The following is a 23,653-nucleotide window of genomic DNA, read 5'->3' as shown; positions in this document are numbered from 1 at the left end:
CGGCTCAGGCGAAAGTTGCCACTCGTTATGACCAAAGCAGCCGCGCGGGGCAAGGGCTCTGCGCGGGAATGGGGGGCTTGTGCACAAAGTGGTTCAAGTGCCAGCCCACAAGGGGTAAAAGGCGCTGAACAGCCACCAAGCCGGAGCAACAGTCTGATGAGCGCCCCCAAACCTGTCGTATTGTGCATCCTTGACGGTTGGGGCCTGAGCGAGGTGCGGGAAGGCAACGCGCCCTTGCTGGCCAAGACGCCGAATTTCGACCGGATCATGCAGGCGGGGCCGAAGGCGCAGTTGATCACCCATGGCCCCGATGTGGGTCTGCCGCGCGGGCAGATGGGCAATTCCGAGGTCGGGCACACCAATATTGGCGCGGGCCGGGTGGTGGCGATGGATCTGGGGCAGATCGATCTGGCCATCGAAGAGGGCAGCTTTGCCGAGAATGAGCGCCTGCAAGATTTCATCGCCAAGCTCAAGGAAACCGGCGGCACCGCGCATCTGATGGGCGTCGTCTCGGACGGGGGGGTGCATGGGCATCTCAGCCATATGATTGCCGCCGCCCGCGCGCTGGATGTGGCGGGGCTGCCGGTGGTGATCCACGCGGTGACAGATGGGCGCGACGTGGCGCCGTCCTCTGCCCTTGGCTATTTCGAGACGCTAGAGGCGGCGCTGCCCGAGGCCGTGAAGATCGTCACCGTGACGGGGCGCTATTTCGCGATGGACCGCGACAACCGTTGGGACCGGGTCGGCAAGGCTTCGGCGGCGATCCTGCATGGCGAAGGGGAGGGGTTTCCCGATCCCCGCGCGGCGGTTGAGGCGGCCTATGGGCGGGGCGAGACGGATGAATTCATCACCGCCAGCGTGATCGAGGGCTACGCGGGGGCGGCTTCTGGCGACGGATTCTTCTGCCTCAACTTCCGCGCCGATCGCGCGCGAGAAATCATGGCGGCTTTGGGCGAGCCGGGCTTTGACGCCTATGACACCGGCGCGCGCCCCGATTGGGCGGCGCTGATGGGCATGGCGGAATATTCCAAGGACCACGCCGCCTATATGACCACGATGTATCCCAAGCCGGACATCAAGAACACGCTGGGCGATTGGGTGGCGCAGCAGGGGCTGCGGCAGTTCCGGCTGGCCGAGACCGAGAAATATCCTCATGTGACCTTCTTCCTCAACGGCGGGGTAGAGACCCCGGCCACGGGGGAGGACCGCAACATGCCCAAATCGCCTAATGTGGCGACCTATGACATGCAGCCCGAGATGTCCTCCGCCGAGGTGACGGATCAATTCGTGCAGGCGATCGAGGCGGGCTATGACCTGATCGTGGTGAACTACGCCAATCCCGATATGGTCGGCCATACCGGCGATCTTGAGGCGGCGATTGCGGCTTGTGAGGCGGTGGATGCGGGGCTGGGCCGGGTGCTCAAGGCGCTGGAGGCCGCAGGCGGCGCGATGATCGTCACCGCGGATCACGGCAATTGCGAGATGATGATCGACCCCGAGACCGGCGGCGCGCATACGGCCCATACGCTCAACCCCGTGCCGGTGGTGGCGGTGGGCGCGCCCGAAGGGGCGGCGCTGCGCGACGGGCGGCTGGCTGATCTGGCGCCCACGGTGCTTGATTTGATGGGCCTGCCGCAGCCTGAAGAAATGACCGGGAAAAGCCTGCTTTCATGAAACATCTTGCCGCGGCTGTCCTTTTTGCCTGTCTGCCCCTGATGGCACAGGCGCAGGCCGATGAGGCCGCCGCGGAGGCGCGCGCGGCGGCGACCGCCTTGGAGGTGGCATCGGCGCGGCTGGACCAAGCCGATGGCGCGCGCGACCGGGTCAAGGCGCTGACCGAGACGATTCAGGCGTTTGAGGCAGGTCTCGCGGCGATGCGGGCCGGGCTGCGGCAGGCCGCGATCAACGAGGCGCAGCTCAGCCGCAAGCTTCAGGCGCGCGAGGGTGAGGTGGCGCAGTTCTTGGGCGTCTTGCAAAGCATCGGCGGCGATCCGTCGCCCGTGGTGCTGCTGCACCCCGACGGCCCGATGGGCACCGCCCGCGCAGGCATGTTGCTGGCTGAATTGACGCCTGCGCTCAACGCCCGCGCCGATGCGCTGCGGCAGGACTATGAGGACATCAAGACCCTGCGCGCGCTCCAAACCGATGCGGCGCAGCGCCTGCAAGACGGGCTGACCGAGCTTCAGGCCGCGCGCACCGCGCTCAATCAGGCCATGGCCAACCGCACCGATCTGCCGATGCGCTTTACCGAAGACCCGGTGCGCACTGCGATCCTTATCGCCTCGACCGAGACGTTGGACGGCTTTGCCAGCGGCCTGTCCGAGATCACCACCGGTGCGGTTGAGCCTGCGCCGGTGAACCTCGACGGGCAGGTGGGCGATCTGCCCTTACCCGCGCAGGGGTTGGTGATCCGCAAGGCCGGAGAGACGGATTCGGCGGGCGTAACGCGGCCCGGCATGATCCTTGCCACCCGCCCGCGCGCCATCGTGACCAGCCCTTCGGCAGCGACGATCCGTTATGTCGGGCCGCTGCTTGATCTGGGCAATGTCGTGATCCTTGAGCCGCAGGTCGACACGCTTTTCGTGCTGGCGGGGCTGGATGTGGTTTACGGCCAAGCCGGGCAGGTGATTGCCGGTGGCACCCCCATCGGGTTGATGGGCGGGCCGGAAAGCGGCACAACATCTCAGATGTCACCAAATGGTGAAGCCACTGGCACTGACCGGACGGAAACGCTCTATATAGAAGTCAGGCAAGACAACACACCTCAGGATCCGGCAGACTGGTTCCGCACCGACAAGGATGGATAGCAGATGAAGAAATTCGTGATGGCAGCCGTTGCAGGCACGGTGGCGGGGGTGGTCGCCACCACTCAGATCGCCGGGCCGCTGCTGGCGCAAGAGGCCGAGAAGACGACCAATGTTTACGAACAGCTTGATCTTTTCGGTGATATTTTCGAACGCATCCGCGCCCAATATGTCGAAGATGTCGATCCCGGTGATCTGATTGAGGCGGCCATCAACGGCATGCTCACCTCGCTTGATCCGCATTCGTCCTACCTCTCGCCGAAAGACGCCGAGAAAATGCGCGAGCAGACGCGTGGCGAGTTTGGCGGGCTTGGCATTGAGGTCACCCAAGAAGAAGGTTTCGTCAAAGTCGTCTCCCCCATCGACGGCACGCCCGCCGCCGAAGCGGGGATCGAAGCGGGGGATTTCATCACCCATGTCGATGGCGAAAGCCTGCTGGGCCTCGGCCTCGACGACGCGGTTGAGATGATGCGCGGGCCGGTGGGGTCCGAGATCCTGATCACCGTGGTGCGGGAAGGGGAGCCTGAGCCCTTTGACGTCTCCATCGTGCGCGACACGATCCAATTGACCGCCGTGCGGGCCCGCACCGTGGGCGATACCGCCGTGCTGCGCCTGACCACCTTTAACGAGCAGACCTATCCGAAGATGAAGGAAGGGCTGGAGCAGCAGATCGAAGAGGCGGGCGGCATTGATAATCTCAACGGCATCGTCATCGACATGCGCAACAACCCCGGTGGCCTGCTCAATCAGGCAATTGCCGTGTCAGATGCCTTTCTTGAGGAAGGCGAGATCGTCAGTACCCGGGGCCGCGACATCGAAGACGGCGACCGGGTGAACGCCACGCCGGGTGATCTGGCGATGGGCAAGCCGATCGTCGTGCTAATCAACGGCGGTTCGGCCTCGGCTTCCGAGATTGTCGCCGGCGCTTTGCAGGACCACCGCCGCGCCATCGTCATCGGCACCAAAAGCTTTGGCAAAGGGTCTGTTCAGACCGTCATGCCGCTGCGCGGGGACGGGGCCATGCGTCTGACCACGGCGCGCTATTACACGCCCTCGGGGCGGTCGATCCAAGCGCTTGGCGTATCCCCCGACATCGTCGTGGCGCAGCCCCCGGCGGCACCCGAGACCGAGGAAGACGATGCATTGTCGGCACGCCCCCTCCGCTCCGAAGCCGATCTGCGGGGCCGGTTGAACAACGACAGCCTGACCGACGATCAGATCAAACAGATCGAAGACGACCGCGAAAAGGCCCGCAAAGCGGCGGAGCTGCGCGAAGAGGATTACCAGCTGGCCTATGCCATCGACATCCTCAAAGGGCTGTCGGCTCTGGGTCCGAACGAGTGATCTCTTTCACATAGATGCACAAAGCCCCGCTGGAGACAGCGGGGCTTTTTGTTGGGCGCAGCCCTGCGGGACGGCGTTTCGCTTATTCCGTCTCGCGGCAGTGCCGCCGAAAGGCGCGTTTCAGCATGTCGAGTTCGGCGCGCAGCAGGTCCATCTCGGCCCGTATGTCATCGCCGAGCGCTTCATCCGCGATCAGGGTCACATGACCCAAGAGCGCCCCGCTGGCCATTTCGGTAATGACGAGGGTCTGGACCCCATCGGCAATCGCCTCTGCCGGGACGGGGAAGGAAAGATGCCAGCGCCCCTCGGACCCTTCGGCCTCTAACGTGATACCCGTCACCTCCTTGCCCTCATGGGTCACGCTTATCTGCGACGTTTCTGCACCCTCTTTGGCGGTCAGCACGCCGTGCCAGACGCCTTGGCGCAGCACGGTTTTGGTCAGGTCATATCGGCTCATCACGGGGTCCTAGATCTGGGCGCGGGGGGAGCGGGAAAAAGTGAGGTCGCGCAGCACGACTTGGTTCATCTCCGGGCCTTCAAAGATCAGGTCGATCCATGCCGCCTCGATCCGCTTTTCGTTGAGTTTGCTATAGGCCAGATCGAATTCGACGCTGATGCTTTCCTGACCGACAGGCAGTTCGTGGACGATCTGTTCGGTGTTCGGCCCGTGGCGGATGTTGAGCCGGGCAAAGATCTCTAGCGGGTGCTCCAATTCCACAATCGTGTCCATGCGGATCAGGTGACGGCGTTTCAATCCGGTGATCGCCTCGGGCGGCAGATCGACCACCAGCGACAGGAATGACCCGTCGAATTTGAACACGTCGAGTTGCAGGCCAAAGGGGGCCAGGTCGGCTTCGCGCAGGTTGCGCAATTGGCGCAGGGTCAGTTCCGACCGCGCGCAATCGTGGAACAGGGTCACCTCTTCGCCCAGTTTGGATTTGGTCGCGACCGAGGACAGCCCCGGCGTGGCAAGCGGGCCGCGCCACAACTCGGGCCGCCATGCCCAATCGGCGTTATGTGGTTTCGGAAAGCCGCTGGCCCCGATGGCAGGCAGGGCAAGACGGTCTTCGGCGCGGTGGATCAGCCGGTCTAATTGGGTGCGCAGCAGCCGGGCGCGGCTGCGTTGGCGGCGCAGGGTGGCAAGGTCAGCCGTGGCCGCTTTGCGGGCCGCAACCGCCCAGCGTTGCAGCGCGCGGGCAAAGAGCTTGCCCTCAAGATAACCGCTGCGGAAGTTGACCATGGCCCTGCGCCTCTCGTTTGCTCGCAGTCTATGCAAGGCGGGGATTTCGTTCAAATGAATAGCCCCCGTGATTGTTTCCGGCCCCGGGCAGTGTTGCTGATTTGGAAACAAAGGCTGGTCAACTGCCGGGGGCGGTGGGCGTTGCGCTTTTGCTGCGGCTTTGCTGGATCAGCTCTGCCACCAGCGCGCGGCCCTCTTCGGAAATGGCGCGGCTTTGCGGCGCGCCGTAGAGGGTGACGCTGGCCACATGGCCGCCGATCCGCGCCATGCCGCGCCAGTGGCGGGGCGACATGCCTTCGGCGGGCGCCGGCCCTTGGGCGACAAAGATCGACGCGCCCTCGACGCGACCGGCCTCTTGCAACTGGCTCAGCCCTGCCGCTTCGGCCACCTGTTGCGGCGTGGGCAGGGGCGCGTCGGCCTCGGCTTCGATCAGCGCGAGGGTGAGAATGCCGCGCGGCGCAGCGCTGACCACATCAGGCAAGCCAAGCGCATCGCAACGCGCCATCAGCGCAAAGCGACGTTTGAGGCTTTTGGGGTCGATGCAATAGCCCTGCGGCGGCACAACCTGCACCGCGCCCCCGGCCAAAGCGGTTTGCAGCAGCGGTTTCTCAGGCGTGGCGGGGCTGCCGCCAAAGGAAAAACCCTGACCGCCTTCGCAGGCGGACAGGGTGAGCATTGCAAGCGCCGCGAGGGGGCTTTTAGAGGTCCATGTAATCATGGGTCTCCGCCTTGGCGCCGGGATGTGTTACCGCGCCAAGGTAGGTGGGGCCGACGAGTTTCGCGTATTTCCACAGCGCGCCGCTTTCGTAGTTGGTGGCACGCGGGCCAGCCCATGCCTTGCGGCGCTCGGCCAGTTCCTCGTCCGACAGATCCACGGTGATGCTGCCCTTGACCGCGTCGAGGGTGATCATGTCGCCGTTCTTCAGCAGTGCGATGGGGCCGCCATGCGCCGCTTCGGGGCCGACGTGGCCAACGCAGAAACCGCGGGTCGCGCCTGAGAAGCGTCCGTCGGTGATCAGCGCCACCTTCTTGCCCATGCCCTGACCCGAGAGCGCCGCCGTGGTCGCCAGCATCTCGCGCATGCCGGGGCCGCCAGCGGGGCCTTCGTTGCGGATCACGAAAACGTCGCCTTCCTTATAGGCGCGGTTCTGCACCGCCTCGAAGGCGTCCTGTTCGCATTCGAACACCAGCGCCGGACCGGTGAAGACGATGTCTTCCTCGGCCATGCCCGCGATCTTCACGATGGCGCCTTCGGGGGCGAGGTTGCCTTTCAGGCCCACGACGCCGCCGGTCTTGCTGATCGGGGTCGCGACCGAGTGGATCACCTTGCCGTCGGCCTCGCGGTCGATGCGGTCCAGTTCTTCGCCGATAGAACGGCCGGTGGCGGTCAGACAGTCGGTGTGCAAAAGCCCCGCCTTGCGCAGCTCCTTCATCACCACCGGCACGCCGCCCGCGTCGTAGAGGTCCTTGGCGACGTACTGACCGCCCGGCTTCATGTCGACGAAGTAAGGTGTGTCGCGGAAGATCTCGCAGACGTCTTCGAGGAAGAAATCGATCCCGGCCTCATGGGCCATCGCCGGAAGGTGCAGGCCCGCGTTGGTCGACCCGCCGGTGCAGGCCACGATGCGCGCCGCGTTTTCAAAGGCTTCGCGGGTGCAGATGTCGCGGGCGCGGATGTTCTTCTCGATCAGGTTCATCACCGCAGCACCCGAGGCCTCGGCATAGGCGTCGCGGCTCTCGTAAGGGGCGGGCATGCCGGAGGAGTTCGGCAGCGCAAGCCCGATCGCCTCGGAGACGCAGGCCATGGTGTTGGCGGTGAACTGGCCGCCGCAGGCCCCGGCAGAGGGGCAGGCGACGCGTTCGAGCACATCGAGCGCGGCTTGCGACATGGAGCCGTTCTGGAAGCGGCCCACGGCCTCGAACATGTCCTGCACAGTGAGATCGCGGGTGGCGAAATCTTCGGGAACGTCGGCGCCCGCAGGTGCTTTGCCTGGCAGGATCGACCCGCCGTAGAGGAAGACCGATGGCACGTTCAGCCGCAGCATCGCCATCATCATCCCCGGCAGCGACTTGTCGCAGCCCGCCAGCCCGACAATGGCGTCATAGCAATGGCCGCGCATGGTCAGTTCCACCGTGTCGGCAATCGCCTCACGCGAAGCCAGCGAGGAGCGCATGCCCTCATGCCCCATGGCGATGCCGTCGGTGACGGTGATGGTGGTGAACTCGCGCGGGGTGCCCTGTTCGGAATGCACACCTACTTTCACCGCCTGCGCCTGACGGTTCAGCGCGATGTTACAGGGGGCGGCTTCGTTCCAGCAGGTGGCGACGCCCACCAGCGGCTGGTGAATCTCTTCCTCGGTCATGCCCATGGCATAGTAGTAGGACCGGTGCGGCGCGCGGGCCGGGCCTTCGGTCACATGGCGGCTGGGCAGCCGGGATTTGTCGAAGCGGGGCGTGGTGGACATCGGTGGGCTCCTTGAAACGTCTTGAATGGAATAGTCGGGCGGCGGCTATGCTGCAAGGCTTTGGCGCGTATGAGGCGGGGGAACTGTTGTATTGCAGCGTGTTAGGGCATAGGTTCTGACCTTCTGGCGCGGTCGGTTCGGCCCGCCCGCAAGCGTGAAGGCCCGGCTTATGCTCTGCAAGCACCACCTCCGATTTGAACGGCGCCGCTGATGAACTGGCGGCCCGATTACAGCGCCCACGCGGCCTTTGTCGCGCCCGCGCGCAGCACCTCGGCACTGTGGCGGTTTTTTCTGGGGCTGTTCGTGGCGGTGGTGGCCTATGTCGCGCTGAACGAGCTTTACTTTCAAACGGTCTATAGGCTGGCGGGATCGGCTGCCCCGTCGCTGCATGGCGATCTTCTGAAAGGGGCCACGCCGCAGGCGATGTATCTGCTGCTGTTCAGCTTTGGCACCATGGCGATGGCCGTCGCCGTGACCGTGCGGATCGTGCACCGGCGCAGCGCGGGGAGCCTTTTCGGCCTGCCGGGGCGGCTCTGGCCGCATTTTCGCGCGGTGTCCCTTGCCATGCTGGCCCTTGGGGGTGCGCTGGCGGTCCTGCCGCCATGGGACATGGGTGGCGAGTTGACGCCGAACCTGCCGCTGGGCCGTTGGCTGCTGCTTTTGCCGCTGTCGCTGCTGGCCGTGCTGGTGCAGGTCAGCGCCGAAGAGATCGTCTTTCGCGGCTATGTGCAACAGCAACTCGCGGCGCGGTTCAACGCGCCGCTGATCTGGATGGTGCTGCCGTCGGCGCTGTTCGCAGCGGGCCATTACCTGCCTGCCGAGGCGGGGGAGAATGCGCTGATGGTGGCGCTTTGGGCGGGGGTTTTCGGCATCCTGATGGCGGACCTTACCGCGCGCTCCGGCTCGCTTGGGCCCGCGATCGCGGTGCATCTGTGGAACAATGTCTCAGCCATTCTCATTGTCTCTCTGCCGGATGATCTTTCGGGGCTGGCGCTCTATCTGACGCCCTTTTCAATGGATGACGCGGCGGCGTTGCGTTCATGGCTGCCGGTTGATTTCGCCTTGATGCTGGTCTCATGGCTGGCGGCGCGGCTGGCGATACGCCGCTGATTGCAATTTCCCCATGCGGGGATTATCTGGGACGGAACCACAGCAGAGGCCTGCCAATGAACTGGATCACGAACTACGTCCGCCCGCGAATCAACTCGATCTTCTCGCGCCGCGAGACGCCGGACAATCTGTGGACCAAGTGTAACGAATGCGGCACCATGCTGTTTCACCGTGAGTTGGCGGACAATCTGAACGTCTGCACCAATTGCGGCCACCACATGCACATCAGCCCCCGCGCGCGTTTCAAGGCGCTGTTCGACGGTGGCATCTTTACCGAGGTGAAGGTTCCGGCGCCCACACCCGACCCGCTGCATTTCAAAGACCAGAAGCGCTATCCCGACCGGATGAAGGCCGCGCAAAAGCAGACCGGTGAGCATGAGGCGATGCTGGTCGTGACCGGCGATATTGGTCGCACGCCGATCGTCGCCTGCGCGCAGGACTTCTCTTTCATGGGCGGCTCCATGGGCATGTATGTCGGCAATGCGATCATTGCCGCCGCCGAGGAAGCCGTGAAGCTGAAGCGCCCGCTGGTGCTGTTCTCCGCCGCCGGTGGCGCGCGCATGCAGGAGGGTATCCTCAGCCTGATGCAGATGCCGCGCACCACCGTCGCCGTGCAGATGCTGAAAGAGGCGGGGCTTCCTTACATCGTCGTGCTGACCCATCCCACCACCGGGGGCGTCACCGCGTCCTACGCAATGCTGGGCGACGTGCAGATCGCCGAGCCGAACGCGCTGATCTGTTTTGCCGGGCCGCGCGTGATCGAACAGACCATTCGCGAGAAACTGCCCGAAGGCTTCCAGCGCGCGGAATATCTGCTCGACCACGGGATGCTCGACCGGGTGACCAAACGCACCGAGATGCGTGATGAGTTGATCACCATCACCCGCATGCTGATGGGCCTGCCCCCTGCCGTGCGCGGCGACCTGCCCGCCCCCGAAGAGCTTGAGGTGGCCGAGGCCGCCGCCGCCGTTCAGGCCGCAGCGGATTTGCCCGCCGACACGCCAGAGAAGAAATGAGCACGCCTTCATCCGACGTCATCCTTGAACGGATGATGGCGCTGCACCCCAAGATCATCGACCTGACGCTCGACCGGATGTGGCGGCTGCTGGCGGCTTTGGGCAATCCGCAGAACGACCTGCCGCCGGTGATCCATATTGCGGGCACCAATGGCAAAGGCTCGACCCAAGCGATGATCCGCGCCGGGTTGGAGGCGGCGGGCAAGACAGTGCACGCCTATACCTCGCCGCATCTGGCGCGGTTTCACGAGCGTATTCGGGTGGCTGGCGAGTTGATCTCGGAGCCGGACCTCGCCGCCGTGCTGGACGAATGCCATGCTGCCAATGGCGGCGAAGAGATCACCTATTTTGAGATCACGACCTGTGCCGCGATCCTCGCTTTTTCGCGGGTGCCTGCCGATTATACGCTGCTTGAAGTCGGCCTTGGCGGGCGGCTCGACGCGACGAATGTGGTCGATCCCGCCTTGACCGTGATCACCCCGGTGTCGGTCGATCATCAGCAGTATCTTGGCGAAACACTGGCCGAGATCGCCGGCGAAAAGGCGGGTATCATCAAGCGGCTTGTCCCTTGCGTGGTCGGCCCGCAGGAAGACCCCGCGCTTGAGGTGATCGAAGACCGCGCTGCGAAACTCGGCGCGCCGCTTTTGGCCTATGGTCAGCAGTGGCATGTCGCGCCCGAAGCCGGGCGCGTGGTCTATCAGGATGAGCGCGGCCTGCTTGACCTCCCGCGCCCCAATCTGCCCGGCGACCATCAGCTCATGAACGCGGGGGCCGCGCTGGTCGCGCTGCGCCAGCTTGGCGTCGATGCAGAGGCCTGTGAGGCTGCCGTGACGCAGGCGCAATGGCCCGCGCGAATGCAGCGGCTGTCAGATGGGCCGCTTGCCCGTATGGCGCCCGAAGGCGAGTTGTGGCTCGATGGGGGCCATAATCCCGCGGCGGGGGCGGCATTGGCGGCCACGTTGGCGGCCTTGCCGAAACGCCCGACGCATCTGATTTGCGGCATGTTGAACACCAAGGATATCGCCGGATACCTGCGCCCGCTGGCAGCAGAGGCGGCAAGCCTCACCGCCGTGTCGATCCCCGGCGAGGCGGCGACCCTGCCTGCCGAGACGACGGCGAAAGTGGCGCGCGATGTAGGGTTCGAGACCGCAGAGGCCGAGACCGTCACGGCGGCGCTCAAGGCGATCATCGCCCGCGAACCCCATGCGCGTGTGCTGATCTGCGGCTCGCTCTACCTTGCCGGTAGCGTGTTGCGTGAAAACGTCTAATTAACCATATTTGGGTGTACCGCTGCTGCGAGGTGCAGATGTGGTATATCTTGGTCCATGGAAGTCTCCCCTTTCGAATTTGACCGAGGTGTCCCCATGCGCAATTTCAGCCGGTCCGCGCGTCACGATCAGGACGATGCACGGAAATTTCAATTTATCTTTATGGCCGTAGGCCTCGCAATTATCGCGGGCGGCCTGTGGTGGCTTTATGAGGTCGAACGGCCTTACCACCCTTTCCTGCAGGGCAATGACCTGCATATGCAGCCGGTCAGTGATTCCTGAATGGTTGGCCGGGGGCGGTCAGCGCCCCCAATCTTCCCCCTGCATCTCCCGCAGGCGGGAGGCTGTACGCTCAAATTCGAAAGTGCCTTCACCTTCGAGATAGAGCATTTCCGGGGCGGCGGCGGCGGAACAGATCAGCCGCACCTTCGCCTCATAAAGCGCGTCGATCAGGGTGACGAAACGCTTCGCCTCGTTAAAATTCGACCGGCCAAGAGTGGGGATGTTGTCCAGCAGCAGCACGCGCACAGCCTGCGCCAGCGCGAGGTAATCCGCCGCGCCCAAGGGCTGGCCGCAAAGCGCGTGAAAACCGGCGCGTGCCATGCCGTTGTGATATCGCGGAATGGTCACTTCGCGGCCCTTGACGTGTAGGGTCAGCGGTTCGCCCTCGGTGCCCGCCAGATCGTCCCAGACCGCGTCCATCGCGGCGCGGCTTTCGGCGTTGACGGGGGTAAAATAGACCTGGGACCCAGCCAGCCGGTCTTGGCGGTAGTCGGTCGGGCTAGCGAGTTCATGGACCACCATCCGCTCTTTAATGAGGTCGATGAAGGGGACGAAGACTTCGCGGTTGATACCGTTTTTATAAAGGTCATCGGGCAGGCGGTTCGAAGTGGTGACCACCACGACGCCCGCGGCGAAGAGCGCTTCGAACAGACGGCCCACGATCATCGCGTCGGTGATGTCGGTGATCTGCATTTCATCAAAGGCAAGCAAGCGGACGCTTTCCGCCACGTCGCGGGCCACGGGGGCGATGGCATCGTCCACGCCGGTCTTGCGGACCTCATGCATGGCGTTGTGGATTTCCTGCATGAAGGCGTGGAAATGCACGCGGCGCGCAGGCACGTCGGGCAGATGCGCCACGAACATGTCCATCAGCATGGATTTACCGCGCCCGACACCGCCCCAAAGGTACAGGCCCTTGGGAGGCTCTGGGGCTTTGCGGAAAAAGCTTTTCTTCGGCGGGTTGGCCAGCGCATCGCGGATGCGGTCGAACTCGGCCATGACGGTTTCTTGGGCCGGGTCGGCCTGTAGTTTGCCCTCGGCGACAAGCCGGGCGTAGGTTTCGCGCATGTTGCTCATGGCGGGAGAGATAGCGTGCTGGTGGGGGAGAGGAAAGCATTTCGCGAGGAGGGCCGTCGCCTGCCCGCGGGGCGGCGATCAGGCGGTATGGCGTCGCCACTTTATGGCTCAACCATTGTGTGCGTTCGCAAGGTCGTACCCAGCCTCGCTAAATCGCCTACCCGTCCGGGCGGGCAGGCGATGGCCCGGCGCCTACGGCTTGATTCCGGGCCAGATGGCAATATCGGCCGGGGGGCAGTCATGCGATGGCCCGGCGACCGCCACTCGTTCCGGCCAAGCGACATTCCCAACCCTTACCAGTCCGCTGGCCCCTTCTCGGCGAACTCATGCACCAGAAAGTCGATAAACGCCCGCACCTTCGGCTGCGTGAAACGGCCCGGCGGATAGACGGCGTAGATGCCCTGAGTCTCCAGCGGCAGATCGGGGATCGCGTCCTCGACCAGACCTTTCTCCATCGCCTCGGCGTAGAGGAAGCTTGGCAGATAGGCGATGCCCAACCCCGAGATCGCGGCGTTCAAAAGGCTCTGCCCATCATTGACCGAAAGCCAGCCCGCCGTGCGCACCTGCCGCTTCTCGCCCGAGGGCGCGGTCAGTTTCCACACGTTGCCCGAAGACTGGTTCGAATAATGCAGCAGCTTGTGATTGTTCAGATCGTCGATCTTTTCCGGCCGCCCGTATTGCTCGAAATACTTCGGGCTGGCGATCATGCGTTTGGTGGTCTCGGTCAATTTGCGCGCGCGCAGGGTGCTGTCTTCCAACTCCCCGATCCGCACGGCCATGTCGAAGCCTTCCGAGATCAACTCGACGTAGCGGTTGTTCAGCACCATGTTCACGGTGATATCGGGAAAGTCTTGCAAGAACTCCGACAGCGCGGGGGAGAGGTGGTTCACCCCAAAGTCCGTCGCGACCGAGATCCGCAGCAGCCCCGAAGGCGCGGATTGCATCGAGGTGACCAGCGCATCGGCCTCGCCCGCGTCGTTCAGCACCCGGCGGGCGCGGTCGTAGTAAGCAAGGCCAATCTCGGTGGGCGAGACGCGGCGGGTGGTGCGGTTCAGCAATCGTGCGCCCAAGCGCGCCTCGAGCGAGGAGACATGCTTTGAAACGGCGGATTTCGAGATCCCCATCTTCTTGGCAGCATCTGTAAAGCCGCCTTGATCCACCACAGTGGCAAACGCTTCCATTTCCGTAAGGCGGTCCATTGCCTGTCCCTTCGCATTGATCTTGTTGCGGTCAGGTATGGGCGTCAATTCGGGCAGGATCGGGGCGGAGGCAAGACAGTCCCGTGGTCTTTGCGGGGATCGTTCATGGCATGGAAACGGCAGAACAATCCGTTTCCCCGCCCGTCACAGCCAGCGCAGCCATTTCAACACGGCCAGCATGATGGCAGCGAGGCCGACCATGGCAAGACAAAGGATCGCGAAGGCGCGCGGATCATCCACGCCCGGCATCCCGCCCACGTTCACGCCGAAAAGTCCCGTTAGGAACCCTAGCGGCAAGAAGACCGCGGCGGCGATGGAGAGCATGTAGCTGTGCCGCGCCTGTCGCTGCGCGACCTGGTTGTCGTGTTCATCCTGCACCGTGACGATGCGTTCTTGCAGCGCGTCCAATTCCTCGACCACGATGGCGGTGCGGTTGGCCAGTTCGCGCAGCTTCATCGCGTCCACGTCGGGCACCAGCGGCAGGTTCAGCGTGGCTAGCCGCTCCAGCGCATGGCGCTGCGGGGCGAGGTAACGTTCCAGCCGGATCGCGCTGCGGCGGGTCACCGGCAGTTCCTTCGGCGGCGGTGTGCTGTGGTCCTCCAGATCGGCCTCGTAGAAGGCCGTCCGATCCGCCAGCCGCGCCACTTCGACCTGCACCCGCGCAGTCAGCCGAGAGACCAGCGCCTCGACAAAGGCCGAAGGCCGGGGTGGCGCGTTGTTCTCGGCGGCCAGCGCGCGCAGCTCATCTATGGCAAAGACCCGGCGCATCCGCACGGTGATCACCACCGCATCCGTCACCCACATCCGGACCGAAACCATTTGGTCGGCCTGTTGACCTTCGTTGAGGTTGATGCCGCGCAGGTTCAGGATCAGCCCGTCGTCATATTCGTCACAGCGCGGGCGGGTTTCGGGCTGTAGCAATGCGCCCGCCGGGATCTCGGGCAGGTGTTCGGCCAGCCACGGTGCCAGCGCCGGATCAGCCATGTCGTAGTGCCACCAGCGGTAGCGCCCCGGCCCGGTGAGGTTGTCGTCGGAGGGCACCTGCGCGGTGCCATCCTCATAGATGTCGAAGACGCAGAGGGGCATGGAGACCTTGGATCGTTTTGGCAATCCTGCGGCGATCTAGGGCGGGGCGCAAGGGGGCCAAGCGCCCGCCCCTCGCTTACAGCCCGGCGGCCAGCCGTGTGCCTTGGTTGATGGCGCGTTTCGCGTCCAGTTCCGCCGCCACATCCGCGCCGCCGATCACATGGCAGGTCTGCCCCCTCGCTTCCAGCGCATCGGCAAGGCTGCGCTCGGACAATTGCCCGGCGCAGAGCACGATGGTGTCGGCCTTGATCACCGTGGGGTTCTCGCGCGCTTCGCCAAAGGAGATATGCAGGCCCGCATCGTCGATCTGTTCGTAGTTCACACCCGCGATCATCTTCACGTCGCGCATGGTGAGCGAGGCGCGGTGAATCCAACCCGTGGTCTTGCCCAGACCCTTGCCGGGCTTGCTGGTTTTGCGTTGCAGCATGGTGATCTGGCGCGCAGGTGCTGGCGGTTGCGGCCCTTCGGGGGCGAGGCCGCTGCGGTGTTCGCCCGGGTCCGTGACACCCCATTCGCGCATCCATTCGGGCAGGTTCATCGTGCTGCTCTCGCCATCGTGCACCAGATGCTCCGACACGTCGAAGCCGATGCCGCCCGCGCCGATCACGGCGACCCGTTGGCCGACCTTCGCAGTGCCGTTCAGCACATCGATGTAGCTGACCACGTTGTCGCGGTTTTGCCCGGGGATCTGCGGATCGCGCGGCACAACGCCGGTGGCGATGATGACCTCGTCGAAGCCGCTGAGCGCCTCGCTCGTGGCTTCGGTCTCAAGCTGCACGGTCACGCCGTGCACGTCCAGCATGGTGCGGTACCAATCGACGAGGCCCCAGAACTCCTCCTTCCCCGCGACTTGTTTGGCGAGGTTGAGTTGCCCGCCGATCTCGCTTGCGCGGTCCATCAGGGTGACCTTGTGGCCCCGCTCCGCCGCCGTGATGGCCCCCGAGAGGCCGGCAGGCCCGGCGCCGACAACGGCAATGGATTTCGGGTTTGCGGCGGGTTCGATCCGCAATTCCGTCTCGTAACAGGCGCGAGGGTTTACAAGACAGGTGGATATCTTGCCGCCGAAGGTATGGTCGAGGCAGGCTTGGTTGCAGGCGATGCAGGGGGCGATGCGCTCGGCCTGACCGGCCTTCGCCTTGGCGAGGAAATCGGCATCTGCCAGCATTGGACGCGCGAGGCTGACCATGTCGGCGCAGCCCTCCGCCAGCACCTCTTCGGCCACTTGCGGCGTGTTGATCCGGTTCGAGGTGATCAGAGGGATACCCACCTTGCCCATCAGCTTTTTCGTGACCCATGCAAAGGCCGCGCGCGGCACCGAGGTGGCGATCGTGGGGATGCGCGCCTCGTGCCAGCCGATGCCGGTGTTGATGATATTGGCACCGGCCTTCTCGACCTCTTGCGCCAGTTGCACGACCTCTTCGAAGGTCGAGCCGTTGGGCACGAGGTCGATCATCGACAGGCGGTAGATCAGGATGAAATCCTCGCCCACCGTCTCGCGCACGCGGCGCACGACTTCCAGCGGCAGGCGCATCCGGTTCTCGTAGGAACCGCCCCAGCGGTCTTCGCGCTTGTTGGTATGGGTGACGAGGAACTGGTTCAGGAAATACCCCTCGGAGCCCATGATCTCGACCCCGTCATAGCCCGCCTCCCGCGCACGCAGGGCACAGGCGGCGATGTCGCTGATCTGTTTCTCGATGCCTTCTTCGTCCAACTCCTTGGGGGCGAACATGGAGATCGGCGATTTGATCGCGCTTGGTGCCACGCATTCAGGGGTGAAGGCATAGCGGCCCGCGTGCAGGATCTGCATGGCAATCTTGCCGCCCGCCTCATGCACCCGCTGGGTGATGATGCTGTGGTTGTCCACGTCCTTCTGGCTGACCATCATCGCCGCGCCATGGGCCACCGCGCCTTCGCGGTTCGGCCCGATGCCGCCCGTGACCATCAGCCCCGCATCGCCCCGCGCCCGTGCCGCGTAGAACTCCGCCACGCGGTTCCAATCGCCTGTCTCCTCCAGCCCGGTGTGCATCGAGCCCATCAGCAGCCGGTTCTTCAGCGTAGTGAAACCAAGGTCGAGCGGGGCAAGCAGGTGGGGATAGTCGGACATGGCTTTACCTTTCTGGGTGGGCTGGGTCACTGTGACACCATCGGAAACGGCAGGGCAAGTCACGCGAAACGCCGCGTCATCTGCCCGGCTCACGGCAGGTCAAGACGGGGTGCGGGATGGCGCGGGCAGAGGTGGCGTTGCGTGATGCGGCGATGGCGGATCATGACGCTTTGGGGCGGGTGATGTTCGACGCGATCCACCATGGCGCAAGCGCCTATAGCGCGGCGGAGCGTGCCGCGTGGCTCCCCGCTCGACCACGGGGGCCGCAGTGGACGGCCAAATTGGGCGGGCAGCAGGTGGTGCTGGCCGAACGGGCGGGGCAGGTGATCGGTTTCATGACGCGGGAGCGGGGCTATATCGATCTGGCGTTCATTGCCGCGACGGCGCAGGGCAGGGTGTCTTTCGCGCGCTCTATGGGCGGGTCGAACAGGCAGCGGTCGCCGGGGGCGAGAGCCGGTTGCACACCCATGCCAGCGTGATGGCGCGGCCCGCCTTTGAGGCTATGGGCTTTCGTGTTATCGCGGCAGAGCGCATCGCACGGTCGGGTGAATATCTGGACCGCTTTGAAATGGAGAAGATACTGACATGACCCCCGAAGAGATTGCCAAACTGCCCTACCGACCTTGCGTCGGCGTGATGCTGGTGAATGCCGAGGGCGAGGTTTTTGTTGGCCAGCGGCGCGACCGGGATCAGGACGCTTGGCAGATGCCCCAAGGCGGGGTCGACAAGGGCGAGGCCGCCCGCGATGCGGCCCTGCGTGAGCTAGAGGAAGAGACCGGCATCCCCAGCAATCTGGTGCGGATCGAAGCCGAGACGACAAGCTGGCTGCCCTATGATCTGCCCCATGAACTGGTGCCCAACATCTGGAAGGGCCGCTACCGGGGGCAGGAACAGAAGTGGTTTCTCATGCGTTTTCTGGGGCAGGACGATCAGGTCAACATCCAGACGGCTGAGCCTGAATTCTCGGAATGGCGCTGGATGCCCGCAGATCAACTGGTCGCGAATATCGTGCCGTTCAAACGTGCGGTCTATGCGGCGGTTCTTGAAGAGTTTGAGGAGAAGTTATGACACGGATCATCGCCTGCGCTCTTGTCACTTTGGCCCCGCTGCCCGCGCTTGCGCTCAGTTGCCTGCCCCATTCGGTCGAGGCGACCTATCAACGCGCGGCCAAGGCCGAGGAAAGCTATGTCGTGGTGCAGGGGCGTCTGACCTTTGACGCCAGCGCCCTGCCGAAGGGTGGCACCATCGGGATCAACCCACCCGAAGAGACGCCGATCCGGGCACAGATCAGTGGCAAGGCGCTGTCGGAAGGGGGCTTTGACGTGCCCTTTGACCAGCCTCTGACGCTCAATGTTCAGTGCTTTGGCCCGTGGTGCGGCTCTGCCGAGGAAGGGGATGTTCTGGCCTTTCTCGAACGCAAACCGGATGGGGCCTATGCACTGGAAAGCAACCCCTGCGGCGGCGACCTCTTTGGTTCGCCGAAGCCTGCGATGGTCGACAAGGTGATCGCCTGTTTCCAAGGCGCGGAGTGCACGCCGGTTCGATGATCCGGCGGCGGTCTTATGCCACGATAAGCGGCACTTGCGGTGCGGCATCGCGGGGCAGCAGCCCTGAGAGACGCGGATCGTCGTCGATCTCGACCTGACGGCGCACCGGGGTGAAACCTGACCGCACATAAAAGCCAAGGGCCTGCGGACTGTCGTTGGTGCAGGTGTGCAAGTGCAGCCGGGTGATCGGCTTTTCCCATGCCAGCGTGATCGCTTGGTTCATCAGATACCGCCCCGCGCCGCTGCCGATCAGCGCAGAGGTCAGCCCGAAATAGGCCAGCTCGCAGCTGCCGTCTTCGGGGAAGTTCAACTCAAGCAGCGCCTCGTCCTTGCCATCGCGGGTCAGCGTATAAAAGTCCCGCGCCGGGTCTTGCAGCAGCGCAGAGAGGGCCGCGTCATCCAGCTTGAGCCGCCCGTACCAGAGCCAATCCATCCCGACACGCCGGAAAATGTCCCGAAACCAGTCGGGCGTCGGTGTGACCTTTCGAAAGGTGACACCCTCAGACAGGGGCACCTCCCGCAGGCTGGGTTTGGCGTCCATCTCAAGATGGGTCACCACCACGGCGAGTTTGCCGGGGGGGACATCGTGAAAACCGTTCTCGATCATGGTCAGACCAGCCCTTCGGCCTTGAACAGGGCCATGATGTCAGTCTCGGGGCGGGGGCCGATGTGGCGGATCACTTCGCCCGCGCAGATGTTGCCCATGCGGCCACAGGTCTCAAGATCGCGGCCCGTGGCAAGGCCATAGAGGAAGCCCGCCGCGAATTGATCGCCTGCGCCCGTGGCATCCACCGGCACGACCTTTTCGACCGGCACGTCGACCCGTTCCTCGCCCCGCACCAGCGTGACACCGTCGCCCGACCGGGTGCAGACCACCAGCGGGCAAATCTCGGCGGTCTTGGCCAGCGCGGCTTCGGTGTCGTCGGTTTCCCAAAGGGCGCGAATCTCAGCTTCGTTGCCGATGACATAGCCCAGATCGTTTTCGATCAGCGCGAGGAAGTCGTCGCGGTGACGCTCCACGCAGAAGGGGTCGGAGATGGCGATGCCTGCCATGCCGCCGCCCGCCGTCGCTGCCCGCGCGGCTTCGCGAAAGGCGGTTTTGCCCGCCTCATGGTCAAAGAGGTAGCCTTCGAGGAACATCAGCTTGGCCTTCTCCGTCACCGCCTGCGGCACATCGGCCGAGGTCAGCCCGGTTGAGATGCCGAGGTAGGTGTTCAGTGACCGCTCCCCATCGGGGGTGACGAAGATCATGCAACGCGAGGTCGGGTTCTCGCCCTCGGCCACGGGGGCGTTGACGAAATCGATGCCGATATCGGTCATCGCCTTGGCATAGAACTGGCCCAACTCATCATCGCGCACCCGCCCGATAAAGGCGGTCTTGAGGCCCAGCGCGCCCGCGCCCGCGACGGTATTGGCGACCGAGCCGCCCGGCGTCTGCACCCGGTCTTGCATTGCGGCATAGAGGTCTTCGGCGCGGTCACGCTCGATCAACTGCATGATGCCTTTCTCGATACCGTTGTCGGCAAGAAAATTGTCATCGGCATGGGAGATCACGTCGACGACGGCGTTGCCGATGCCAACCACTTCGTATTGGGTCATTCTGTCTTGTCCTCGTATTGGCACAGGTCACGGATGATGCAGGTGCGGCACAGGGGTTTGCGGGCTTTACAGTGATAGCGGCCATGCAGGATCAGCCAGTGATGGGCATGGCGCTGGAAATCGGCGGGAATGTTGTCTTCGATAGCGCGCTCGACCGCGTCGACCGTCTTGCCCGGTGCGATCCCGGTGCGGTTGCCAACGCGGAAGATATGGGTGTCCACCGCCTGCGCGGGCTGGCCCCACCACATATTGAGCACGACATTCGCGGTCTTGCGCCCGACACCCGGCAGCGATTGCAGCGCGGCGCGGGAATTGGGCACCTCGCCGTCGTAATCGTCGACAAGGATTTGGCTTAGCTTGATGACGTTCTTGGCCTTCTGACGGTAGAGGCCGATGGTCTTGATATGGTCGATCAGCCCCTCAAGCCCCAGATCAAGCATCTTTTGCGGCGTGTCGGCGATTTTGAACAGCTCGCGCGTCGCCTTATTGACACCCGCGTCGGTCGATTGCGCGCTCAGCGCCACGGCCACAACCAGCGTATAGACGTTCACATGTTCCAACTCGCCCTCGGGCTCAGGCTCTGCCTGTTGGAAGCGGGCGAAGATCTCGCGGATGGTATGATAATCAAGTTGGCGGGCCATGGCTCAGGGTATGCGATGAATGGCGCGGCAGGGCAAGCGGGGGCGAGGCGTGGGGTGCGATGGCGCAAGAAACGGGTCGCACGGGGGCAGGGGCGCGGCTAATCTGGTGGCATGACACAGATCGCAAAGCTCTCTCCCGCGCCCGAAGATCAGGGGTACCACTATCAGGTGATGCGCCGCGCCATCGCCCTGATTGACGAGGCCGAGGACCCCAAGCAACTCGATTGGATCGCGGGCGAGATGGGCATGTCCGCCGCGCATTTCCAGCGGCTGTTCTCACGCTGGGTGGGGGTCTCGCCGAAGCGATACCAGCAGTATCTGATGCTGGATCAGGCCAAAGTCATGCTGCGCGACCGTTTCACCACGCTGGCGGCGGCGCATGAATTGGGGCTGTCGGGCAGCGGGCGGTTGCATGACCTTTTCCTGCGCTGGGAGGCGATGAGCCCCGGTGAGTTTGCCCGCAAGGGCGCGGGGCTGACGATCTACTGGGGTTGGTTTGACAGCCCCTTCGGCCCGACACTGGTGATGGGCACCGACAAGGGCATCTGCGGGCTCGCCCTGTCGTCGGAAGTGGGGGAGGATGCGGCGATGGCGGATCTTTGTGGCCGCTGGCCGCTCGCCGATTTCGTGGAGGCCCCCGCGCGGTTGCAGGCATGGGTCGACGCGGCCTTTGGGAGACGGAAGGAGCCCGAGGCGAAGGCGCCGCTCTACCTCATCGGTGCGCCCTTTCAGATCAAGGTCTGGGAGGCGCTGCTGAGCATCCCTTCGGGGCAGGTGACCACCTATTCCGAAATCGCACAGAGCATCGGCAGCCCCCGCGCCGTGCGTGCCGTGGGCACAGCAGTAGGGCGCAATCCGGTGAGTTGGCTGATCCCCTGTCACCGGGCGCTGCGCAAAAGCGGGGGCTTGGGCGGCTACCACTGGGGGCTGCCGGTGAAACGCGCAATGCTCGCCTTCGAGGCGGCGCGGGCAGAGGCGCAAACAGCCCCCTCTGGGCGGGTTTCTGCCGAATAGCGGTTATATGTAATGTTTTTGGGAACTTTGCGTGCCTATATTGCGTTCACGTCAAGATGCCCCGCCCGAACGGGGCCGCAAACATGAAGGCAGTAGACATGATTTCTTCGAAGATGACTTTGGCCGCCGCTCTGGCTGGCGCGATGACACTGGGTGCCTGTACGCAGCCGATGCAGCCGGGCAATGGCGATCCGAACCAGCGGACCAAGAATGGCGCTTTGATTGGTGCGGGCGTCGGGGCCCTTGCCGGTGCGATTTCCGAAGGTGACGGCAAAGGCGCGCTGAAAGGCGCATTGATCGGCGGCACGATCGGCGCAGGCGTGGGTTACTCGCTTGATAAGCAAGAAGCCGAGTTGCGCGCCGCGATGGACAGCCGTGTGGTCATTACCAACACCGGCGACCGTCTGATCGTGACCCTGCCGCAAGACATCCTCTTTGCGACCGACAGCACCAGCGTATCGCCCGCCCTGCGCGACGATCTGGCCGCGCTGGCGCAGAACGTGAACATCTATCAGAATTCCACCCTGCAAGTCGTGGGCCACACCGACAGCGATGGCGAAGCGGCCTATAACCAGCAGCTTTCCGAGCGTCGCGCGCAGGCCGTGGGCAATATCCTTCTGTCCAACGGCGTGCCACAGCAGCGTTTGCAGACATTCGGCCGTGGCGAAAGCCAGCCCGTGGCAAGCAACCTGAGCGCCGCCGGCAAAGCGCAAAACCGCCGGGTCGAGATCGTGATCCTGCCCAACGCGCGCTAAACGGCAGGTTGAGAGTGACAGAGAACCCCGGCCAGTGGCCGGGGTTTTTTGTTGGTCTAGAGGTTGTCCTCGACCCTGAAACCCTTGGGGATGGCATCGCGCCCTTCGAGCAGAAGATCGGCCATGACCTCTGCCACTTTGGGGGCCATGCCGAAGCCGATTTTGAAGCCGCCGTTGGCGATGTAATGCCCCGGTCTGCCCGGCCACGGGCCCAGCATCGGCGCGCGGCTACGGCTGCGCGGGCGCAGCCCGGGCCAGCGTTCGACAACCGGCGCGTCTTGCAACGCAGGCACCGCCGCGCGGGCCTTGGCGATCACCGCGTCGAGCTGTGCATCGGTGCCGTCAGGGCTGTCATATTCTCGCTCAGTGGTGCCGCCCACAGCCACCGTGCCATCTAGATGCGGGATCACATGGACCCCATCGGCAAAAAGCTGCGCCGCGCCGCCCCGGTCCAGCCGCAAGAGCGCGGCCTGCCCTTTGATGCCCGCGCCAACCAAACGCGGATGGCCCGCATTCAGCGCCTCCAGCCCCGCGACCCCAGTGGCCCAGAGGGTCAGGCCCGTATCGGGCGCCTCGGCCACGATCTCAACGCCTTTGGCCGCCAGCGCCGCGACCAGTGCCGCGCAGGCGTGGCGCGGGTGGACGAGGGCGCTTAGCGTATCGCGGATCAGCCAGCCCGTGGGGCTCTGCGGGGCCCAGTCGCTGCCCTCGGCGCGGATCAGCTCCCACCGGGCGCGGCCTTGCCAAAGTTCGGCTGCCGTGTCCTGCCGCTGCCGCGCCAGCGCGAGGGCTGCGTCATCTGCCACCGGCTGCACCCGCCCGCTGCGGATATAGCCGGGCGCGCGACCGCCCTCGGCCTCGACCTCGGCCCAGAAGGCTTCGGCGCTGAGCAGGCTCTCAAGCTGAAAGGCTTTCTTGGCGTTCCAATTCTCTGGCACATGCGGCGCCAGCGCGCCCACGATCCCGCCCGAAGCCCCCGCCGCCGGTCCTGCCGGATCGACCACACGGACCACCGCCCCGCGCCGGACGCAGGCCCAAGCCACCGATAGGCCAAAAATCCCGGCCCCTCTTATGGTTACATCCACCATTGCCATTCCCCGCC

Annotated in this window: 24 protein-coding genes; 12 read left to right on the top strand and 12 right to left on the bottom strand. The window is 64.5% G+C overall.

Annotated features, from left to right (window positions below):
* Positions 1-156 precede the first annotated feature (156 nt).
* From gpmI to ACGYLI_RS07655, 3 genes are read left to right on the top strand one after another with little or no spacing between them, the layout of a single operon-like run.
* Positions 157-1,674: a 2,3-bisphosphoglycerate-independent phosphoglycerate mutase gene (gene gpmI / locus ACGYLI_RS07665; RefSeq protein ID WP_394418546.1), complete on the top strand. Its 1,518-nt coding sequence runs from the start codon at positions 157-159 to the stop codon at positions 1,672-1,674.
* Positions 1,671-2,807 carry a murein hydrolase activator EnvC family protein gene (locus tag ACGYLI_RS07660; protein ID WP_394418544.1) on the top strand — a complete coding sequence of 379 codons (1,137 nt, stop codon included), beginning with the start codon at positions 1,671-1,673 and terminating at the stop codon, positions 2,805-2,807. Before gpmI ends, ACGYLI_RS07660 begins: the two co-directional genes overlap by 4 nt.
* Before the next feature lie 3 nt (positions 2,808-2,810).
* Positions 2,811-4,148 (top strand): S41 family peptidase, encoded by a 1,338-nt coding sequence (locus tag ACGYLI_RS07655; protein ID WP_394418542.1) that lies wholly within the window; start codon positions 2,811-2,813, stop codon positions 4,146-4,148.
* Positions 4,149-4,230: 82 nt separating this feature from the next.
* Here ACGYLI_RS07655 and ACGYLI_RS07650 read toward each other — a convergent pair whose 3' ends face one another.
* The 4 genes from ACGYLI_RS07650 to ilvD form a co-directional block, all read right to left on the bottom strand.
* On the bottom strand, positions 4,231-4,605 hold the full coding sequence (locus ACGYLI_RS07650) for a hypothetical protein (RefSeq protein WP_394418541.1): 375 nt from the start codon (positions 4,603-4,605) through the stop codon (positions 4,231-4,233).
* Positions 4,606-4,614: 9 nt separating this feature from the next.
* A complete protein-coding gene (locus tag ACGYLI_RS07645; RefSeq protein ID WP_394418539.1) occupies positions 4,615-5,388 on the bottom strand; it encodes a DUF6478 family protein in 774 nt (257 codons plus the stop codon).
* Positions 5,389-5,506: 118 nt separating this feature from the next.
* The gene (locus ACGYLI_RS07640) at positions 5,507-6,106 is read right to left on the bottom strand and encodes a hypothetical protein (protein WP_394418537.1); all 600 of its coding nucleotides are present in this window, start codon (positions 6,104-6,106) and stop codon (positions 5,507-5,509) included.
* Complete coding sequence (gene ilvD / locus ACGYLI_RS07635) at positions 6,087-7,853, bottom strand: dihydroxy-acid dehydratase (RefSeq protein ID WP_394418535.1); 1,767 nt, start codon at positions 7,851-7,853, stop codon at positions 6,087-6,089. The genes ACGYLI_RS07640 and ilvD overlap by 20 nt, the downstream gene beginning before the upstream one ends.
* A 210-nt stretch (positions 7,854-8,063) precedes the next feature.
* Between ilvD and ACGYLI_RS07630 the strand changes: the two genes are divergently transcribed.
* From ACGYLI_RS07630 to ACGYLI_RS07615, 4 genes are all read left to right on the top strand, one after another.
* On the top strand, positions 8,064-8,963 hold the full coding sequence (locus tag ACGYLI_RS07630) for a CPBP family intramembrane glutamic endopeptidase (RefSeq protein WP_394418533.1): 900 nt from the start codon (positions 8,064-8,066) through the stop codon (positions 8,961-8,963).
* A 56-nt stretch (positions 8,964-9,019) separates the two neighbouring features.
* Complete coding sequence (gene accD / locus ACGYLI_RS07625; protein ID WP_136720227.1) at positions 9,020-9,979, top strand: acetyl-CoA carboxylase, carboxyltransferase subunit beta; 960 nt, start codon at positions 9,020-9,022, stop codon at positions 9,977-9,979.
* Positions 9,976-11,247 (top strand): bifunctional folylpolyglutamate synthase/dihydrofolate synthase, encoded by a 1,272-nt coding sequence (locus tag ACGYLI_RS07620; RefSeq protein WP_394418531.1) that lies wholly within the window; start codon positions 9,976-9,978, stop codon positions 11,245-11,247. Before accD ends, ACGYLI_RS07620 begins: the two co-directional genes overlap by 4 nt.
* A gap of 96 nt (positions 11,248-11,343) precedes the next feature.
* On the top strand, positions 11,344-11,529 hold the full coding sequence (locus ACGYLI_RS07615) for a hypothetical protein (RefSeq protein ID WP_271688452.1): 186 nt from the start codon (positions 11,344-11,346) through the stop codon (positions 11,527-11,529).
* A gap of 18 nt (positions 11,530-11,547) precedes the next feature.
* On the opposite strand, the gene zapE is transcribed toward ACGYLI_RS07615, so the two are convergent.
* From zapE to ACGYLI_RS07595, 4 genes are all read right to left on the bottom strand, one after another.
* Positions 11,548-12,606, bottom strand: coding sequence for a cell division protein ZapE (gene zapE / locus ACGYLI_RS07610; RefSeq protein WP_394418529.1), 1,059 nt, complete (start codon positions 12,604-12,606; stop codon positions 11,548-11,550).
* A gap of 293 nt (positions 12,607-12,899) precedes the next feature.
* Entirely contained in the window at positions 12,900-13,805 is a 906-nt protein-coding gene (locus ACGYLI_RS07605) for a LysR family transcriptional regulator (RefSeq protein ID WP_067261147.1), read from the bottom strand.
* A gap of 144 nt (positions 13,806-13,949) precedes the next feature.
* Positions 13,950-14,915: a zinc transporter ZntB gene (locus tag ACGYLI_RS07600; RefSeq protein WP_394418527.1), complete on the bottom strand. Its 966-nt coding sequence runs from the start codon at positions 14,913-14,915 to the stop codon at positions 13,950-13,952.
* 52 nt (positions 14,916-14,967) lie between these two features.
* The gene (locus tag ACGYLI_RS07595; RefSeq protein WP_394418525.1) at positions 14,968-16,995 is read right to left on the bottom strand and encodes an FAD-dependent oxidoreductase; all 2,028 of its coding nucleotides are present in this window, start codon (positions 16,993-16,995) and stop codon (positions 14,968-14,970) included.
* Positions 16,996-17,111: 116 nt separating this feature from the next.
* Here ACGYLI_RS07595 and ACGYLI_RS07590 point away from each other — a divergent pair, with 116 nt between their 5' ends.
* From ACGYLI_RS07590 to ACGYLI_RS07580, 3 genes are all read left to right on the top strand, one after another.
* On the top strand, positions 17,112-17,474 hold the full coding sequence (locus tag ACGYLI_RS07590) for a hypothetical protein (RefSeq protein ID WP_394418523.1): 363 nt from the start codon (positions 17,112-17,114) through the stop codon (positions 17,472-17,474).
* A 106-nt stretch (positions 17,475-17,580) separates the two neighbouring features.
* Complete coding sequence (locus ACGYLI_RS07585) at positions 17,581-18,063, top strand: RNA pyrophosphohydrolase (RefSeq protein ID WP_394418521.1); 483 nt, start codon at positions 17,581-17,583, stop codon at positions 18,061-18,063.
* Entirely contained in the window at positions 18,060-18,542 is a 483-nt protein-coding gene (locus tag ACGYLI_RS07580; protein WP_394418519.1) for a hypothetical protein, read from the top strand. Before ACGYLI_RS07585 ends, ACGYLI_RS07580 begins: the two co-directional genes overlap by 4 nt.
* A gap of 13 nt (positions 18,543-18,555) precedes the next feature.
* On the opposite strand, the gene ACGYLI_RS07575 is transcribed toward ACGYLI_RS07580, so the two are convergent.
* Genes ACGYLI_RS07575 through nth form a run of 3 tightly spaced genes read right to left on the bottom strand, consistent with a single transcriptional unit; the run spans position 18,556 to position 20,782 of the window.
* Positions 18,556-19,149 carry a GNAT family N-acetyltransferase gene (locus ACGYLI_RS07575; protein ID WP_394418517.1) on the bottom strand — a complete coding sequence of 198 codons (594 nt, stop codon included), beginning with the start codon at positions 19,147-19,149 and terminating at the stop codon, positions 18,556-18,558.
* Between the two features lie 2 nt (positions 19,150-19,151).
* A complete protein-coding gene (locus ACGYLI_RS07570) occupies positions 19,152-20,141 on the bottom strand; it encodes an adenosine kinase (protein ID WP_394418515.1) in 990 nt (329 codons plus the stop codon).
* Positions 20,138-20,782 carry an endonuclease III gene (gene nth / locus ACGYLI_RS07565; RefSeq protein WP_209216671.1) on the bottom strand — a complete coding sequence of 215 codons (645 nt, stop codon included), beginning with the start codon at positions 20,780-20,782 and terminating at the stop codon, positions 20,138-20,140. The genes ACGYLI_RS07570 and nth overlap by 4 nt, the downstream gene beginning before the upstream one ends.
* Before the next feature lie 111 nt (positions 20,783-20,893).
* Here nth and ACGYLI_RS07560 point away from each other — a divergent pair, with 111 nt between their 5' ends.
* The gene (locus ACGYLI_RS07560) at positions 20,894-21,796 is read left to right on the top strand and encodes a methylated-DNA--[protein]-cysteine S-methyltransferase (protein WP_394418513.1); all 903 of its coding nucleotides are present in this window, start codon (positions 20,894-20,896) and stop codon (positions 21,794-21,796) included.
* Positions 21,797-21,894: 98 nt separating this feature from the next.
* Positions 21,895-22,551, top strand: a complete 657-nt coding sequence (locus tag ACGYLI_RS07555; protein WP_067265672.1) for an OmpA family protein — start codon at positions 21,895-21,897, stop codon at positions 22,549-22,551.
* Between the two features lie 56 nt (positions 22,552-22,607).
* Here ACGYLI_RS07555 and ACGYLI_RS07550 read toward each other — a convergent pair whose 3' ends face one another.
* Positions 22,608-23,645 (bottom strand): NAD(P)/FAD-dependent oxidoreductase, encoded by a 1,038-nt coding sequence (locus ACGYLI_RS07550; RefSeq protein WP_394418512.1) that lies wholly within the window; start codon positions 23,643-23,645, stop codon positions 22,608-22,610.
* Positions 23,646-23,653 lie beyond the last annotated feature (8 nt).

Origin of the sequence: Sulfitobacter sp. 1A13421, from assembly GCF_043557285.1 — a bacterium.
Taxonomy (GTDB): Bacteria; Pseudomonadota; Alphaproteobacteria; order Rhodobacterales; family Rhodobacteraceae; genus Sulfitobacter; species Sulfitobacter faviae.
This window is presented reverse-complemented; position numbering and strand designations above follow the sequence as displayed.